Genomic DNA, 16725 nt, shown 5'->3' on the forward strand with positions numbered 1-16725 from the left:
GTTGTTATTTTTGCCCACCAAATTGGCGGGATAACACTTCTAATTTTTTACTGTCGCCGTACAGCACGCTTTCTAATCTAAATACAGCGGTATCCACTTTGGCCCCAGCTTCGAGCAAAAAGTACTTACTCGTTACCCCAAAACTCGATTTGAGTTTGGCATCACCAGCTAAAGACGCGATTGAAGAATTTTCCCAAAACTCATCAATCTTATCGTAGCCATCGAGCGGTCGCTGATTGATAATACTTTCAGCCTCACCAACGGAAATTTTATTATCTAACATACCTGCGATTAACGCTGCTTGCTCTACAGGGACGGTATTGACGTTCAAAACCTGCGTCGTATTGCCCGGGATCGCACATACGTAAGGTGCAAGTTTAAGGTAAATATCCTGGGTAAAGCCCATCACAGCTCGCAGCTCACTCTTATGACTCATCAAGGTATTCGCTGCTCGATAAGGCACATTACGTGACTCATACTCGGCATCTTCTGCGCCATATGGCCCTGCCGTCTGATCTTCATCGATATAGTCTTTAGCCGTCTGTGCTAATCGCTCCGCAGCGAATTCGTCCATTCCCAGCGCGACCAGCAAACCTTTAAATTGCACCGCGGGGAGTGGCATTTTAGGTTGACCATTCTCAACTTTCTCACTAGGCGCAGATAACGAGTTAACGTTAAAACAAGATCGCATATCGCTAATTTTACCGGCTATTTCGCCCTTTTCTGCTGGAAATATCACATCAGCCAATGCCCAGTACTGCTGTAAATTTACCGTGTCTGAATCTTCTAAGTCTTGTTTCAGTACCTTTTTTGCGATCTCTTCAGCGGAAATCGCATACCAAAAAGCTTGGTCATACTGCGCCATGTTCAATGTGCGCCTAACCGACAGCTGATTACGAGAGGTAATATTGGTAGCAATAATCGCAACCATGGCCACAATCAAGAGCACAACGATAAGGGCCACGCCACCTTGTTTATTGCGCATGCTTATTCACCCGGCCCTTTGCCATCTTGCTCTTTACCATTATCTCGGTTGCCATCGGGTACCGATTGATCGTTACCAGCATTGCTAGTGTCGTCATTACTTCCAGCAAGCGCTCCCGTCGGCACTAAGAATTTACGTTGAACTTTACCAATATCTTCAAATTCAATTTCCATTGCGATCGCTTTGGGTAATTTAGTTGCGTCGGTCTTACGCTCCCACTTATCATCTGCGAAAAAGGCGTATTCAACTGAAATGACCTTATCCATAATCACGGTTTTAATCGGCTCGGCGCCAATTTCAGGCTCTGGATAAGGGTAATACCAACGCTGTAGTTGCCCGTCAATCACCACATAAGCGACCGACTGCAAACTTCCTCTTGGCAATAAGCCATCAGGATTTAACCAACCTAAGCGAAAAAATACCAACGACTCAGATTCCGAGTCGAGCATATTGCTGCCGGTCTGGAAAACCGTTGTACCTCGCCCACCCTCAAGCAATCTTGGTGTTCGCGCTACCATTTGGTTTAGATCGCGTTCAATCACCCCAAAACCTTGCTGCATCGCCTTTAACTTGGTGGCAAACTCTCTGGTTGCGGTATCGTTTTTCATCACGGTACTCAACACAGTATTGGCAGCCAAACCTAGCATCGCAAAAATAGCGATGGCGATGAGCATCTCTAGCAAGGTAAAGCCCCGCTGAGTTTTAATCTGCTTTAAGCACATAACTGCTCACTTCAGCGATGGTTCGCGAAAATCGTTCATCATCGCTGATACTTATACGGATCATTCTAAAATTATCATCGGTCGTTTTAACGACCTCTTTACGCCAATACCAGTCTTGATTGGCTAACTCTACTTGACCGTCTTTGCGACCAATTTCGGGAAACTTAGTCTCGAGTCTGGCATCAACCATCTGGTTATGAGCCACCCATTGCGCCATGGTGCGTTCTTCTAAAATAGGCATATTGGCGATCTGTTCGCCTAGGCTTTTAGTGATTGATACTGCAGCAATGGAAAACACTGCTAAAGCGACAATCACCTCTAGCAAGGTCATGCCTTTTTGCTTATTCAACCTAGTCATAAGACTTCTTCATCTTCAAAGCCCATTCGCAAGCGTCCGAGGGCATCACCAAACACCACCACCTCGATATCTTGCTTCATCTCATCTTCACTCACAAAAGACAGCTCAAATGCGCTCATCTCACCACTGGGAAATAGTAAGATTTGTGGCTCAGGGAACTTCTTTTTGTCGTCTTCAGACTTTTCAATAAGTGGTTCATCAAACCAAGAGTCTTGCTCTTCATCTTCTTGCACTAAAGGCAAGCCATCGAGCACTAAAACCAATTCAACACCTGGCTCCATCTCACGCTCAGCAAGCAACCTGTCTTGCGCTAATGGCTTCCACTTTCCTTCATCGTAATAGACATATTTGTAACCGGTGTCTTCTATAACAATACCGATGAAATGACCGCTTAGGACGGTTTCATCTAGCACCATTTCAGTGGACATCATGAACTGCAGCGCGGTTCGCTCCAGCGCTTTTTCTTTGCTGGCACCACCCATGCCTAAGGTGACTGCAGTCGCAGCAAGCCCCATAAGCAAAACAACGAGCAACACCTCCATTAAGGTGAAGCCCGTTTGGCGCGCTAGGTTAACTCGCGGCGTGTTCATTTTATTGGAAATTTTGCAGATTCCAGTTACCGATATCATCTTCTGTACCGGCTTGACCGTCTGGTCCCGTACTGAAGATATCTAACTTACCGTTTTCACCTGGGCTCAATAGCAGGTAGTCATTGCGCCATGGATCTTGTGGTAGACGCTTAACATAACCGTCTGCACGGTAGTTACGTGGCTCTGGAGAAATTGTTGGCTTTTGCACTAATGCTTCAAGACCTTGTTCAGTCGTTGGGTACACACTGTTATCCAACTTGTACATGTCCAAGGCATTTTCTAATGCAACAATATCTGAAACCGCTTTCTGCTGGTCAGCTTTATCTTTGTTACCCATCAAATTAGGTACCACCATAGAGGCCAAAATACCTAGAATAACAATCACCACCATCACTTCTAATAGGGTAAAACCTTGTTGCTTATTACGTGTTTGCATTAACAAATTCCTTAAACTAAAAAACTCACAACTTCAGTGACAAGCGAGTTGCCACTAACAGTGAGTATTAACCACTAATCATATTATTCAGCGCTAAAATTGGCTGAAGAATAGCAAGAACAATAAATAGAACCACAGCAGCCATGCTAACAACTAACATAGGTTCGAACACCCCTAAAGCGATAGTCACATTGGACTCAAACTCTCGGTCTTGGTTATCGGCAGCACGCTCAAGCATCTGCTCAAGCTGGCCACTTTTTTCACCTGAGGTAATCATATAGAGCATCATGGGCGGAAAAAGTTTGGTATTGGCAAGCGCCGTGCCCAAACTTGTACCTTCTCGAACCCGTAGGGTCGCATCCTCAACAGCCGTTTTAACCTTAACATTGACCAGCACGTCACTGGCAATGCGCATTGCATCAAGCAGAGGCACTGAACTTGCGGTCAAAATACTTAAGGTTCGCGCAAAACGCGCCGTGTTAAGACTCTTACTCACTTTGCTGATCACTGGTAAACGCAGCAACATACTGTCGTATTTCATGCGATTTTTAGGGGAGACCAGCAAACGTTTAGCAATAAAGAACAGGCCAACAATCGCGACCAATACAACCAGTCCGTAATCTCGGATAAAGTCAGACGATGCAATCAATAGCTCGGTCGTCCAAGGTAACTCTTGCCCCATATGTTCAAACTGACCAACAACCTGCGGAACAACCGCTGCAAGCAAGATGGCAATAACACCGATGGCGACCACGGTCAGCACGATAGGATAAATCATCGCCTGGGTCATTTTACTTTTGAGCTGTTGACGACGCTCGGTGTAGTCAGCAAGGCGATTCAAAACCACTTCTAAATGGCCCGACTTTTCGCCAGACGCGACCATAGCGCGATATAGCTCATCAAAAATATGCGGAAATTCTGCCATCGAGTCAGCGAGGCTATAACCCTCTACCACTCGCGAGCGAACTGCCATAATCATGCTAGCTAAGCGGTCTTTTTCACACTGTTGACCCACCGCTTTTAACGCTTCTTCAACGGGTAAGCCTGCTGCTACCAAGGTGGCAATTTGGCGAGTAATGAGTGCCAGCTCTGCCGTAGAGATACCACGCTTTAAAAAGCTTAAGCCTGCTGATTTGGCTTTACTCTCTTTGTCTACCACCGGGGTAATTTCCAGTGGCATTAAGCGCTGTTCTCTTAACTGCGTTCGGGCATGTCTTGCCGTATCGGCCTCGACCACACCCTTTTGCTGTTTACCGGTTTTATCTAATGCTTTGTATTCAAATGCTGGCATCGCTTACTCCTCTCGAGTGACACGCAGCACTTCTTCAAGGGTCGTTTTACCCGCAAGCACTTTACTCATACCGTCATGACGAATGCTCGGCACTGATTGACGAATGTGTTTCTCGATAGCGAGCTCGCCTCGACCAGTATGGATAAGTTCACGTACGGTATCATCGACAGTTAATAACTCATGAATACCCGTACGGCCACGGTAGCCATTGTGACCACATGCCAAACATCCCTTGGCACGGAAAATAACCCGTGTATCGTCACCGGTAATACCTAACAACTCTCTTTCACGATCATCTGGTATGTGCGCCTCTTTACAGCTTGGGCACAGAGTACGAATAAGACGCTGAGCGAGTACGCCGAGTAAACTTGAAGAAACCAGGAAAGGCTCTACACCCATATCTTGCAAACGGGTAATCGCGCCCGATGCAGTATTGGTATGCAAGGTTGAGATAACCATATGGCCTGTTAGCGATGCCTGAACGGCAATCTGCGCGGTTTCAAGATCTCGGATTTCACCAATCATCACCACATCAGGATCTTGACGCAAAATAGCACGTAAGCCACGGGCGAAGGTCATATCCACTTTAGTGTTAACTTGAGTTTGACCAATGCCTTCAAGCTCATATTCTATTGGGTCTTCAACCGTAAGAATGTTGGTGTCTTTTGAATTAAGTTCAGTCAGACCTGCGTACAGCGTGGTACTTTTACCCGAACCCGTTGGACCGGTCACCAAAATAATGCCATGTGGTCTACGAATAAGTTCATCAAACTTATGACGCACAGACTCCGTCATACCCAGCTGCTCTAAATCTAAATTACCGGCATTTTTGTCGAGAAGACGCAACACCACTCGCTCACCATGACTTGATGGCATAGTAGATACACGTACGTCTACCGCACGGCCAGCAATACGCAGTGAAATACGCCCATCTTGTGGTACGCGCTTCTCTGCAATATCTAGACGCGCCATCACTTTAATACGCGATACTAACAAAGATGAAAGTTTACGATTCGGCTTGAGGACTTCTTTCAAAATACCGTCAACACGGAAGCGTACAATTAACTGCTTCTCGTAGGTTTCGATATGAATATCTGACGCTTCTTCTTTGATAGCCTCAGATAACAATGCGTTAATTAACTTAATAATCGGCGCATCATCATCGCCCTCTAACAAGTCTTCAGTTTGTGGCAACTCTTCGGCAAGAGTGAATAGATCCATCTCATTGCCAATATCTTCCATCATCTGTTGCGCTTCAGAGGAGTTAGCCTGATAAACTTGAGTTAAACGCGACTCAAACGCAGCATCTTCAAGCTGAATAAGCGGTAACTCTTTACCGCAATAACGGCGCACCTCAAGCAAGGCGCTCAACGGTGTGCTTTGCGCATGATATAGCGATAATTCACCTTCATCAGTCGCCAATGCCACTTTAAAACGGTGTGCGAAGGCAAATGGCAAACGCTCTTTGCTATTTGAATGAAAGACCAGATCGGCCTCTTGTTCAGATACTAGCCCAAGCTCGTTAGACACTTTTGCTAGATCTTCATCGGCTTGAATTTGACTCTCACTCATCTGCGGATTCTTTATCTGTCACGGTTTCAGCATCGGTAGTTTGTTTGCCGCTATCAGCGTCTTTACTATCAGAGATGCTCTTAAGTGTCGGGTCGGTTTGACGCATCTTAGTGTCTAAGCCTTTACCTGCTTTGTAACGATTTAGTACTTCGTTAACATCATCGGGTAGATACGCTTCTTGATCCCACTCTTCGAGAATAGGCACATCGGTATTTGGCATTAAGTTAACGCCACGCTCTTGCTGCTCAAGCTGCAATGCGCGGAAGTAGTTGTACTTACGCCCAGCAATACCTTCCATAGTGATACCGTCACGAATAATCGTTGGCTTAATAAATACCATCAAGTTGGTTTTTTTCTTACCGCTAGAAGACGACTTAAACAGATGACCAATAATAGGAAGATCGCCCAGGAATGGTACCTTTTGCACCGACTCTTGTACTTCTTCTTTAATCAAACCACCAAGCACCACAATTTGGCCAGAATCTGCCATCACGGTTGTCGTTAAACGGCGAGTAGCAAACGTCACGTCGACACCGGTTTTACCATTTATGCCAGACACTTCCTGTTCAATCGTTAGCTTAACCGAGGTTCCTTCGTTGATTTGTGGTACCACTTTAAGCTTAACGCCCACCTCTTTACGTTCAACGGTTTGGAATGGGTTGCTGTTACCATTACTGGAGTTTTGGCTACCGGTAAGAATAGGCACTTCATCACCGACGATAAATGAGGCTTCTTGGTTATCAAGCGTGGTAATTGAAGGTGTTGCCAATACATTTGACTTAGTATCGCTTGAAACGGCTTGGATCAAGGCGCCAAAGTCGCCCATCGCCACACCCCACGCCATACCGTTGACCTTACCCAGTGCTTGCGCAAGTAAAGTGATGTCGCCTCGGGTATCTGGGTTCTCGGTACAAATAGTGCCGTCACAAACGGTTGATCCCTCTTCCCCTTGCGCCTGCCAAATACCTGCACCAATTTCACCAATGGTAGGACCTAAGTTATTAAACTGAGTTCCACCGCCAGCTTCTGTCGCCCACTGAATGCCAAAGCCAACATCATCGCCTTCTCCGACCTCAACGATAATCGCTTCAACGAGCACCTGTGCGCGGCGAATATCGAGCTGATTGATGACGCTTTCAATGGTGCGCATCTGATCTGGCTCGGCACTGATCACCAAAGCATTGGTATCGGCATGCGCCATAATATTGATTTCGTTACGACGCTTACTGCCACCGCCTTGAGGCGCGCCCTTGTCATCAACAAGCTGCTCAGCAAAGCCCGTTAGCACTTCAACTAAGTCTTCTGCATTAGCGTAACGTAAGTAACGCACCTTAGTGTTGCCACTGTTTGCTTGTTCAGCATCCAGTTTTTTAATGAGTTTAACCACACGCTCACGGCTTTTTTCATCGCCACTCACGACGACGGCATTGATACGCTCGTCCGCTACAACTTTTGGCGCCTGACCCGGCATCTGTGCTTGGTTTGCAGTAGAGCGATAAAGGGTATCGATGATACGAACAATTTCACCCGCTGATGCGAATTCCAGTTTTACCACTTCAACAGCGGTGTCACCTTGCTTATCAACACGACGAACAATTTCGACTAACTTATTCACCACAGCCGCACGGCCAGAAAGCATCAATACGTTTGAAGGATCGTAGTTAACAACGTTACCGCCACCGGCATTATCGTTAAGCTGCCTAAGCAAAGGGGCAAGCTGCTTAGCTTCGGTGTTATAAAGGGCGACAATACGCGTCACCATCTCGTCGCCGAGTCCTGGTGCATTATCATCGGCAACACGGATAGCAGCCGTCTTAGCATCTTTATCTTTAATCACCTTGATAATGTTGTTGTCCATTTCGACAACCGCATAACCATAGACTTGCAATACATTGAGAAAGAATTGGTAGTATTGTTCGTCAGTAAGTAGATCGTAACTACGAACGTTTATTTTGCCACGAACGGTAGGGTCGACAATAATTGTCCGGTCCAAGTTTTTACCAACAATATTGATAAACTCTTGAATATCAGTGCCTTTAAAGTTAGCCGCATATTGCTCAGACCAAGCAAGTTGAGGCGCCAATAAAGAAGCCCCCATCACCATACCGGCGATTAGTCTGCGTCTAATCCGCTTATTATTCATTGTTATACTTCCCCTAAACCCTTTCGTTGCGGCAAACTAAAATTTTGTATTACTGCAAATTCTATTGTTATCTTCGGCCAAGATTACTCTGGCAGACTAAACATAATTTCGACTAACTGACCATCTCGCTCAACCATTAAGGCGACTTCTGTCATTTCAGGTAACTGCGCCATCACTTCTAGCGCCTGCCCCATATCAGTCAAGTCATAGCCATTAATTGATTTGGCTAAATCATTGGCTTTAAAACCAGCCTGCTTAAACAGTTCTCGATCTTTACCCGGATTAAGCCTATACCCACTCAGCTCTCCAGCGCTCTTCACTGGCGAAATTGATAAATAGTCGGTTATCTTACCCGGATCGGCCAAAATGGCTTCTCTGGATTGACTCAATTCAGCAGCTACCGTGCGATTATTGCGATTATCGATAGTTTTACCTTTAGATGCACTCTTGGCTTTTTGCAACTGTTGATTCGCTGCGCCGTTGGTATCGTAATCCAAACCGTCTAGCATCAAGGTCTCGTAACGACCACTATTGGTAATAATAATGCGGTCGGCATACACCTCTTTGAGTGAGGCTGAAGTCCCTTTAATCTTGTCACCTAAGCCGTAAGTGTCTTGACTACCACTAGAGGCGATAACCGCTAACCCTTTCTTTTCAGTCGTCGAGGCCACGACACCAGTCAGCTGAATAGAAAGTGATGTTTTAGGGGCATCGGTAATAATTTCTTCAACCGGAGCGGCTTTAGGCTTGGCACCCGCTGCATCAGGCTGACCAAAAAGGGAGAGTTGTTGCAGACCAAGAATATTGACTTGGCCGCTAGCATTGCTTGCCACAGGGGTAGGTACCCAGCGCGTGCTCGCTGAGTTCTCAGGTACTAATTTCCATGTGATTTGCGCTAATAAGTAAAGAGCTATCAAAAGCCCAATGCTAAATACCGCCGTGCTGACGGGCTTTTGAGGCACACCAGCCGCTTTGGTTAAAAACTTATCTAATAAATCCATATTTATGTGGACCCTCTGTACAGGTCTCTGTTCTGATTATAATAATTTAGTAAATCCTGACTCATGCTAACCTACACTGCTTTTAGCAACAAGACCATAACTGCAGCAATGTTGGCGATAATTGACCGGATATGCTAACTTTACGCGCCTAAAAAGGGTGTGAAGCCTGCCACTATTTTACCAGCCAGACAGTAAAGATTTGTATATTCCTGCTGAGCTTGTGAGCTCACCCTACTTTATAATAGTTAATTTCTCACTGGAGTCGCTCATGAATGACGACGAGCAACAAGCAATTAAAGTAAGGCTTGATAAATGGCTCTGGGCCGCACGCTTTTATAAAACGCGCGCCATCTCAAAAGAGATGATTAATGGTGGTAAAGTACACTATAACGGTCAGCGAGCAAAATCGAGCAAATACGCAGAACTTGGCGCCACCATTAGATTACGACAAGGCTATGACGAAAAAGAGATTGTCATAGTCAAATTGTCAGAACACCGCCAAAAAGGGTCGATAGCACAAACCCTTTATGAAGAAACACCGCAAAGCATAGCCAAGCGAGAAACCTATGCTGAGCAGAGACGTTTAAATATTCTTAATAATCCCGCTCCCGAACAGAAGCCGGATAAGAAACAACGTCGCCAGATTATGCGCTTTAAAGAAAGCTAAAAATTGGAAAACGAAATGAACGAACAGATGAACGAACAGATGAACAAAGACAACCTAAATCGTTACCTATTTGAAAACGCTAGCGTACGCGGCGAATTGGTACAGCTAGAAAGCAGCTACCAAGAAGTACTTGCAGCGCATGAATACCCACTAGCTATCCAAATGCTATTGGGCGAGCTAATGGCGTCAACGTCATTACTAACCGCGACCTTAAAGTTTAGTGGTGATATCAGCATCCAACTGCAAGGTGACGGCCCAGTATCGTTAGCGGTAATCAACGGTAATAACCTACAACAGCTTCGCGGCGTATCACGTTGGAACGGCGAGATTAGCGACAATGCTAATCTGCAGCAGATGTTTGGTAAAGGCTATATGGTTATCACACTAACGCCTGATGACGGTGAGCGTTATCAAGGTGTTGTCGCGCTAGATAAAGAAACCCTAGCGCAATGTTTAGAAGGTTATTTCGAACAATCTGAGCAGCTACCAACCAAAATCAAGCTATTTGCCGACACTAAGCAAGCTGCGGGTATATTCCTGCAAGTATTGCCAACTGATGGCAATCACAACGAAGAATTTGAGCACTTATCAATACTGACTGAAACCGTTAAACAAGAAGAGATGTTTACGCTTGAAGCGGAAGAGATATTGCATCGCTTATATCACGAAGAAGAAGTCCGTTTATTTGAACCTGTCGCTGTGACATTCAAATGTACCTGTTCAAAAGAGCGCAGTGCAAAAGCCATTCGCACAGTAGCAAAAGAAGAGGTCGACTCTATTCTTGCTGAAGAAGGTCAAATTGAAATGGGCTGTGAATACTGTAACAGCAAATATATCTTTGACTCTATTGATGTTGAAGCCATCTTTGCCGACGCTCAAAGTAGCAATATCACTCAATAAATACCGTTGAGCTTACGCGTTTAAACAACCAATTAAAGGTGCTCTAAGAGCGCCTTTTTTATATTCAAAATTAAGTCTAATTCATTTTAACTAGCCTATAAAAATGTCAACAAAAAACACTCCAAAATCACTTTTTGTCATTTTTTTTGATCTAGAGCACACATTCATATCTGCATACGTTACAATCCTCACAAATAAAAGCTGGCGCTATAGATCAGCACACAATTATAACCTTAAAGATGGAGACCTTACCTATGCCGGATGGATCAAACCGCGAGTACCTTAACCTTTCAACAGGCCAATTAGTCGAACTTGCGTTAGCGCGTGGGGAAGGCGAATTGACCGCTAATGGTGCTTTAGTTGCAAAGACGGGTGAGCGCTCAGGCCGTTCTCCTAATGACCGCTTTATCGTTAAAGAGCCAGGCTCTGAAGCTGATATCGAATGGGGAGCAGTAAACAAACCTTTCGAAGCCGATGCATTTACCGCACTTTGGAACCGCGTAGAAGCTTACCTGAGTGATAAAGATACCTTTGTATCAAACTTAGAGGTCGGCGCAAGCAAAGAGCACTATCAACCCGTAAAAGTCACCACTCAATACGCATGGCACCAGCTGTTTGCTCGCAACTTATTCATCGTACCTGAAGAATTTAATGTGGCCGACAAGCCAGTATGGCAGATCATGAATGCACCAGGTTTTGAGTGTGTTCCTGAGCGCGATGGCACTCACTCTGACGCGACTGTCATTATTAACTTTGCCGAGCGTAAAGTCCTGTTAGCAGGCCTTAAGTATGCTGGTGAAATGAAAAAATCGATGTTCTCAGTACAGAACTTCTTGCTACCCGCTAAGGGCGTATTGCCAATGCATTGCTCGGCTAACGTTGGCAGCGATGGCGATACCACGCTGTTTTTCGGTCTATCGGGCACAGGTAAAACGACCCTTTCAGCCGATCCTAAGCGTTTCCTTATCGGTGATGATGAGCACGGTTGGGCACCCGGCGGTGTTTTCAATATCGAAGGCGGTTGCTACGCAAAATGTATCGATCTGAGCCAGAAGAACGAGCCAGTGATCTGGGATGCGATTCGTTTCGGTACCGTGCTTGAGAACGTCGTCACCGATGAAAATCGTGTACCGGATTACACCAATTCAACACTGACAGAAAACACCCGTGCAGCATACCCGCTGGAGCATATCGCACAGCGTAAGCTCGATAACTGCGGCGCAGAGCCACATGCGGTAGTGTTCTTAACCTGTGACGTTTCAGGTGTTCTGCCACCAGTATCTAAGCTGACCAAGGAGCAAGCCGCTTACCACTTCTTGTCGGGTTATACCGCTAAAGTAGGTTCTACTGAGATGGGCTCAACAGCCGCTATTCAGTCGACTTTCTCAACCTGTTTTGGTGCGCCATTCTTCCCACGCCCAGCAGGTGTTTATGCTGAGCTACTGATGAAGCGTATCGAGTCTTTCGGTAGTCAAGTTTACCTGGTTAACACAGGCTGGACTGGCGGTCCACACGGTATTGGTAAGCGTTTTGACATTCCAACAACTCGCGCTATTGTCGATGCCATCGTATCTGGTGAGCTAAAAGACGTTGAAACTGAGTACTTAGAGAAACTAAACCTACATGTACCCGTAGCTATTCCTGGCGTAGACAGCAAGTTACTCAACCCTGTCAACACGTGGGATGATAAAGCTAAGTATGCCGAATTTGCTCAGCACCTTGCTGACAGCTTTAAGGCTAACTTCGAGAAGTATCAGGTACCGGATTCAATCAAAAATGCCGGCCCTAACGCTTAATAAGCTTTAAGCCCAGCGCCCAATTTTGAGCGCCACAATAAGCGAAGTACTGTCAAACTTAGTATTTTACGCTAATAAGGATCCCAGCCTATGCTGGGATTTTTTTGTCTAAAACCTCCTAAAACCACTTATAAATTAGATAGCAACCTCAAGTGCCCTCAGTACTCGTTCTAAATAAAGGTGTAAAGCCAAGCAAACTTAAAGTAAAGCAAGCTTGACTTGTGATTTTCAAGCCGCTACTGTTTAAGTCAAGCAAGCTTTACATCGATAATATTAAAGCCAATACACAAGGAACTGTAATCATGAAAATCATCGAAGCGATATGCGCCAAGGGTTTACCTAAGCGCGATCTTAAAAATGCCAATAGAGTGAATCTACTAGCGCTCTTTTGGGCGCTCACATTAATGATAAGCATCTTTTTAAGTGAGCATGAATTACTCAACAGCGGCTTGTTAATCACCTTAGCATTTTCCATACACACACTTATCGGTATTGCCATGTTGGTATCTTATCGACATTTTCTCGTACAGCTCGATGAGATGGAGCGCAAGGTGCAGCTCGATGCCTTAGCGTTGTCGGTTGGCGTCACAATTATTAGCTTTTCCAGCTATTCAATATTGGCAAATAGCGGTATTGTGCCGCCACTCAATGCCGCCTACCTCATTGCGTTAATCGCTGTGACTTACATGGTCGGCATTATTAAAGGAAGGATCAGTTACCGATGAAGAATCGTCTAAAAGTGCTCCGAGCTGAGCGCGACTGGACCCAAGCCGACTTGGCAGACAAACTCGAAGTCTCTCGCCAAACCGTTAATGCCATTGAAAAAGGCAAGTATGATCCGAGTTTGCCGTTAGCTTTTAAGGTGGCGCGGTTATTTGCAATGCCAATTGAGGCCATTTTTGAAGATGAAACTGAAGTCGCCATCAGCTAGGCCGACGCTCCCCATGCAACTTGAATCACGGATGGTTTGAAATTAGCTGCGACGCATAAATATATAGGCCTTAGGCTCCTCACTCAAACCTAAGGCCTATCTATATCTGCACCCATTCGAAAGTTGAAAGCAATTGAAACTCATATTTAGAAACAGTTGCGCTGTTGCACTTATCACTCGTTTAAGGAAATATAACCGCCTAATAATAATTCAAAACAGATCTTAAGATTGGGTACCCGACCATGCGCTTAACCCCCTTATCGGCCATCGCCTTATTGGCTGTCAGCACGAGTAACTTCAGCCTTGCGGCTAACCAAGCCAGCAGCCACGACCATGCTGCATCTCCTCAATTAGCCACCACCTATATCAACGATGGGATATTGCCACCCATCATGCCTTGGCATGGCGATAGCGAGTCTTTACTCGTGGCGGCAGATGCTGATTGGGCGACACCCTTTGAACAGAATGGCCTTAAAACCAGCCCCAGCTATGACGAAACCTTTGCCTGGTTAGACAAACTCATTAGCCAAAGCGATATGCTGAAAAAAGTCAGCATTGGACAGAGTCCGCAGGGGCGTGAGATCTGGATGATTGTCGCCTCAAAAGAGGGTTTCGATGATGCAGCAAGCTTATCAAGCAACAACAAGCCTACTTTACTGGTGCAGGCAGGGATCCACTCTGGCGAAATTGACGGTAAAGATGCAGGCATGATGTTGCTACGCGATATCGTGTTTAACGGTAAAGCTGAGCTACTCGATAAGGCCAACTTACTCTTTGTGCCTATTTTCAGTGTCGATGGTCACGAACGCTCAAGCGAATACAACCGGGTGAATCAAAGAGGTCCGGTTAATATGGGCTGGCGCACTACAGCGCAAAACTTAAACCTAAATCGAGATTACGCCAAAGCCGACACCCCAGAGATGCAGCATATGCTACGGGCGATCAATATTTGGCAGCCAGACTTGTATATCGACGTGCATGTTACCGACGGCATCGACTATCAATACGATGTCACTTTTGGCTACAACCTAGCCCAAGGACAGAGCCCTGCGATCTACAACTGGCTAGAAAACAGCTACCGCCCCGCCATAGAGTCATCATTGACCGAGCAAGGACATGTGCCTGGACCATTAGTATTTGCGATAGATAATGCAGACATCACCAAAGGCATGTCATTGTGGAACGCTAGCCCACGCTTTTCTAACGGTTATGGTGATGCGCGTCATCTGCCGACTATTTTAATAGAAAATCACAGCTTAAAACCGTTTAAACAACGGGTACTCGGCACCTATGTGATGCTCGAATCCAGCCTTAAAGCCATTGCCAACGATAGCACCAAGCTCAAATCGGCGATTAAGCAGGACAAATATCGCTATTCACCTAGAGTCACCTTAACTTGGCAACAAGAGCAGCAAGCACAGGGCTGGGACTTTAAAGGTATTGGCTACACGCTAGAGCAAAGCGCTATTAGTGGTAACGATATCGTGCGCTGGAACGGTGAGCCTAAACTATATGCCAACCTGCCTGTCATTGGCGGCACGAAAGCCGATATCAAGGTTAACCGTCCTGATGCCTATTACATTCCACCACAGTGGCAAGAGGTTATCGAGCGTTTAAGTGTTCACGGTATTCGCATGACGACACTAAGCAAACCAACAGAACTCACGCTACAACAATATCAATTTTCCGAGCCAAGCTTTGCCAATAATGATTATGAGGGGCGTCAACGTGTAAAGGCGACAGTCTCTAGCCAGGCTATAGACGCCCAGCTACCTGCTGGTACCGTTCGCATCGATACAAAGCAGCCTTTAGGCGATCTCGCCATATTGCTACTTGAGCCACAATCGCCGGACTCCCTGTTCCAGTGGGGATTTTTCAATCCGATATTTACTCGTACCGAATATATTGAAAACTATGCCGTAGAACCACTCGCCGCGCAGATGCTAAAGGATGATCCCGCTCTGCTGGCTGAGTTTGATAAGTCACTTAACGACCCTGAGTTTGCCGCAAACCCCAAGGCAAGGTTACGCTGGTTCTATGAGCGAAGCCCATACTTTGATAATCAATACCTTAAGTACCCAGTGCTAAGAGGCCACTAATTCTGCCGCTCTAGTATTCAAACATACGAAAACAGCGCCTCTTGGCGCTGTTTTTACTTCAAAAAGCGTGCCCAACACCTTTACCGATAAGGTATTTCCCGCCATTTTTAGCGCTTTTTAGTCGCAGATATCGCATAGGTTAACGGCAAACGCTGCCCTTTTTGCTCAACAAAATAGCGCTGTCGCTGCTCAGAACCTTGCGGCAGTTCCACTTCGACCAATTCTTCAGTTAAGCCCTCGAAACAGTTATAGGGGCTAAAGGGGAATTCATCTAACGAGTTAATTTCTAGCCCTGCTTTGATCAGCGCGTTAATCACATCAGACAACGAGTGCGACCAACTCATAAAGGTATGGGTATCGTCATTAGCGTTCTCGGTATAGGTCACTTCATCTTCTATATCGGGCGCATCTTGATGAAAATAGCTATAGCCTTCAAACACTGCCTGCGCAGGGTGGAACTCCACCATATAAAACTGGCCACCAGCCACCAACTTGCTCGCTATTATTTGCGCCCACTTATCGAGATCCGGTAGCCATACAATCGCACCATATGAAGTAAAAACCAGATCAAACTGTTGGCTTATGCTTTCAGCCACACTATACACATCACTACAGATAAACTGCGCGTTTAGCTTAGTCTGCTCAGCAAGTGACTGCGCCTGAGTAATCGCGGCGGGCGATAGATCGACACCGGTAACATTGGCGCCCATACGTGCCCACGACAAGGTATCGAGGCCAAAGTGACATTGCAGATGCAGTAGATTTTTACCGTTAACCTCTAAGTTAGCCAGCTCTATCTCTTGCAGTGAACTCTTACCCGCAAGAAAACCTGCGACATCATAAAACGCTGAAGTAACGTGGGTCTGTACACGCCTATCCCAACCTTGCTGGTTAACTGATAAATAATCCATTTCTGTTTCCCTACATGATTTTATATTCTAGATTCTAGATTCTAGGCTCGTGTATTAGCAGGCCCTAGGTTCGAGTGCCACTTGCATTAATAACTGCTCACCTTGATATTGACTCCACAAGACGCCGTGAACTCGTCCATGAGGGCTTAACCGCAGCATCCATGCTGCAGATACTTGCTCCCTAAATACCAAACTGAACTTCATCAGAGTGCCGCCATTGACCCTATATTTAATGCAGCGGGTACAGTTCTAGGTTCTAGGTTCTAGGTTCTAGGTTCTAGGTTCTAGGTTCTAGGTTCTAGGTTCTAGGTTCTAGGTTCTAG

The 16725-nt window shown here is 45.8% G+C and carries 17 protein-coding genes; 6 read left to right on the plus strand and 11 right to left on the minus strand.

What is annotated here, in order from left to right; all coding sequences use genetic code 11:
- Nucleotides 1-4 precede the first annotated feature (4 nt).
- The 9 genes from gspK to gspC form a co-directional block, all read right to left on the minus strand.
- Nucleotides 5-985, minus strand: a complete 981-nt coding sequence (gspK, locus tag ACVBIU_RS19985) for a type II secretion system minor pseudopilin GspK (protein WP_447161085.1) — start codon at nt 983-985, stop codon at nt 5-7.
- A 2-nt stretch (nt 986-987) separates the two neighbouring features.
- Nucleotides 988-1707: a type II secretion system minor pseudopilin GspJ gene (gene gspJ / locus ACVBIU_RS19990; protein WP_447161084.1), complete on the minus strand. Its 720-nt coding sequence runs from the start codon at nt 1705-1707 to the stop codon at nt 988-990.
- Complete coding sequence (gene gspI / locus ACVBIU_RS19995) at nt 1688-2056, minus strand: type II secretion system minor pseudopilin GspI (RefSeq protein WP_447161105.1); 369 nt, start codon at nt 2054-2056, stop codon at nt 1688-1690. Before gspI ends, gspJ begins: the two co-directional genes overlap by 20 nt.
- 5 nt (nt 2057-2061) lie before the next feature.
- Nucleotides 2062-2655, minus strand: a complete 594-nt coding sequence (gspH, locus tag ACVBIU_RS20000) for a type II secretion system minor pseudopilin GspH (RefSeq protein ID WP_447164600.1) — start codon at nt 2653-2655, stop codon at nt 2062-2064.
- A gap of 1 nt (nt 2656) precedes the next feature.
- Complete coding sequence (gene gspG / locus ACVBIU_RS20005; RefSeq protein WP_447161082.1) at nt 2657-3091, minus strand: type II secretion system major pseudopilin GspG; 435 nt, start codon at nt 3089-3091, stop codon at nt 2657-2659.
- Between the two features lie 67 nt (nt 3092-3158).
- Nucleotides 3159-4382 carry a type II secretion system inner membrane protein GspF gene (gene gspF, locus ACVBIU_RS20010; RefSeq protein ID WP_447161081.1) on the minus strand — a complete coding sequence of 408 codons (1224 nt, stop codon included), beginning with the start codon at nt 4380-4382 and terminating at the stop codon, nt 3159-3161.
- Between the two features lie 3 nt (nt 4383-4385).
- Nucleotides 4386-5954: a type II secretion system ATPase GspE gene (gspE, locus tag ACVBIU_RS20015; RefSeq protein WP_447161080.1), complete on the minus strand. Its 1569-nt coding sequence runs from the start codon at nt 5952-5954 to the stop codon at nt 4386-4388.
- Nucleotides 5947-8097, minus strand: coding sequence for a type II secretion system secretin GspD (gene gspD / locus ACVBIU_RS20020; RefSeq protein WP_447161079.1), 2151 nt, complete (start codon nt 8095-8097; stop codon nt 5947-5949). Before gspD ends, gspE begins: the two co-directional genes overlap by 8 nt.
- An 83-nt stretch (nt 8098-8180) precedes the next feature.
- Nucleotides 8181-9098 carry a type II secretion system protein GspC gene (gene gspC, locus ACVBIU_RS20025; RefSeq protein ID WP_447164599.1) on the minus strand — a complete coding sequence of 306 codons (918 nt, stop codon included), beginning with the start codon at nt 9096-9098 and terminating at the stop codon, nt 8181-8183.
- Between the two features lie 268 nt (nt 9099-9366).
- Between gspC and hslR the strand changes: the two genes are divergently transcribed.
- The 6 genes from hslR (at nt 9367) to ACVBIU_RS20055 (ending at nt 15491) form a co-directional block, all read left to right on the plus strand.
- Nucleotides 9367-9765: a ribosome-associated heat shock protein Hsp15 gene (hslR, locus tag ACVBIU_RS20030; protein ID WP_447161077.1), complete on the plus strand. Its 399-nt coding sequence runs from the start codon at nt 9367-9369 to the stop codon at nt 9763-9765.
- A gap of 39 nt (nt 9766-9804) precedes the next feature.
- Nucleotides 9805-10665, plus strand: a complete 861-nt coding sequence (hslO, locus tag ACVBIU_RS20035; protein ID WP_447164606.1) for an Hsp33 family molecular chaperone HslO — start codon at nt 9805-9807, stop codon at nt 10663-10665.
- Between the two features lie 254 nt (nt 10666-10919).
- On the plus strand, nt 10920-12461 hold the full coding sequence (locus ACVBIU_RS20040) for a phosphoenolpyruvate carboxykinase (RefSeq protein ID WP_447161076.1): 1542 nt from the start codon (nt 10920-10922) through the stop codon (nt 12459-12461).
- 302 nt (nt 12462-12763) lie between these two features.
- Nucleotides 12764-13186 carry a hypothetical protein gene (locus ACVBIU_RS20045; protein WP_439268082.1) on the plus strand — a complete coding sequence of 141 codons (423 nt, stop codon included), beginning with the start codon at nt 12764-12766 and terminating at the stop codon, nt 13184-13186.
- Entirely contained in the window at nt 13183-13392 is a 210-nt protein-coding gene (locus ACVBIU_RS20050) for a helix-turn-helix transcriptional regulator (RefSeq protein ID WP_447161074.1), read from the plus strand. The genes ACVBIU_RS20045 and ACVBIU_RS20050 overlap by 4 nt, the downstream gene beginning before the upstream one ends.
- A gap of 242 nt (nt 13393-13634) precedes the next feature.
- Complete coding sequence (locus ACVBIU_RS20055) at nt 13635-15491, plus strand: M14 family metallopeptidase (protein ID WP_447164598.1); 1857 nt, start codon at nt 13635-13637, stop codon at nt 15489-15491.
- Nucleotides 15492-15598: 107 nt separating this feature from the next.
- Here the strand turns inward: ACVBIU_RS20055 and ACVBIU_RS20060 are convergent, their stop codons facing one another.
- Nucleotides 15599-16402, minus strand: a complete 804-nt coding sequence (locus tag ACVBIU_RS20060; protein ID WP_447164597.1) for a class I SAM-dependent methyltransferase — start codon at nt 16400-16402, stop codon at nt 15599-15601.
- Nucleotides 16403-16456: 54 nt separating this feature from the next.
- Nucleotides 16457-16606 (minus strand): hypothetical protein, encoded by a 150-nt coding sequence (locus ACVBIU_RS20065; protein ID WP_447164596.1) that lies wholly within the window; start codon nt 16604-16606, stop codon nt 16457-16459.
- Nucleotides 16607-16725 lie beyond the last annotated feature (119 nt).

This window comes from Shewanella sp. 30m-14 (genome assembly GCF_052977125.1).

What these genes read in the sequence shown, in the direction of transcription:
- gspK (WP_447161085.1), bottom strand. Translation starts at nt 985, where the DNA reads ATGCGCAATAAACAAGGTGGCGTGGCCCTTATCGTTGTGCTCTTGATT.
- ACVBIU_RS20045 (WP_439268082.1), top strand. Translation starts at nt 12,764, where the DNA reads ATGAAAATCATCGAAGCGATATGCGCCAAGGGTTTACCTAAGCGCGAT.
- ACVBIU_RS20065 (WP_447164596.1), bottom strand. Translation starts at nt 16,606, where the DNA reads ATGAAGTTCAGTTTGGTATTTAGGGAGCAAGTATCTGCAGCATGGATG.
- ACVBIU_RS20040 (WP_447161076.1), top strand. Translation starts at nt 10,920, where the DNA reads ATGCCGGATGGATCAAACCGCGAGTACCTTAACCTTTCAACAGGCCAA.
- gspE (WP_447161080.1), bottom strand. Translation starts at nt 5,954, where the DNA reads ATGAGTGAGAGTCAAATTCAAGCCGATGAAGATCTAGCAAAAGTGTCT.
- gspH (WP_447164600.1), bottom strand. Translation starts at nt 2,655, where the DNA reads ATGAACACGCCGCGAGTTAACCTAGCGCGCCAAACGGGCTTCACCTTA.
- ACVBIU_RS20060 (WP_447164597.1), bottom strand. Translation starts at nt 16,402, where the DNA reads ATGGATTATTTATCAGTTAACCAGCAAGGTTGGGATAGGCGTGTACAG.
- ACVBIU_RS20050 (WP_447161074.1), top strand. Translation starts at nt 13,183, where the DNA reads ATGAAGAATCGTCTAAAAGTGCTCCGAGCTGAGCGCGACTGGACCCAA.
- hslO (WP_447164606.1), top strand. Translation starts at nt 9,805, where the DNA reads ATGAACAAAGACAACCTAAATCGTTACCTATTTGAAAACGCTAGCGTA.
- hslR (WP_447161077.1), top strand. Translation starts at nt 9,367, where the DNA reads ATGAATGACGACGAGCAACAAGCAATTAAAGTAAGGCTTGATAAATGG.
- gspC (WP_447164599.1), bottom strand. Translation starts at nt 9,098, where the DNA reads ATGGATTTATTAGATAAGTTTTTAACCAAAGCGGCTGGTGTGCCTCAA.
- gspG (WP_447161082.1), bottom strand. Translation starts at nt 3,091, where the DNA reads ATGCAAACACGTAATAAGCAACAAGGTTTTACCCTATTAGAAGTGATG.
- gspD (WP_447161079.1), bottom strand. Translation starts at nt 8,097, where the DNA reads ATGAATAATAAGCGGATTAGACGCAGACTAATCGCCGGTATGGTGATG.
- gspF (WP_447161081.1), bottom strand. Translation starts at nt 4,382, where the DNA reads ATGCCAGCATTTGAATACAAAGCATTAGATAAAACCGGTAAACAGCAA.
- ACVBIU_RS20055 (WP_447164598.1), top strand. Translation starts at nt 13,635, where the DNA reads ATGCGCTTAACCCCCTTATCGGCCATCGCCTTATTGGCTGTCAGCACG.
- gspJ (WP_447161084.1), bottom strand. Translation starts at nt 1,707, where the DNA reads ATGTGCTTAAAGCAGATTAAAACTCAGCGGGGCTTTACCTTGCTAGAG.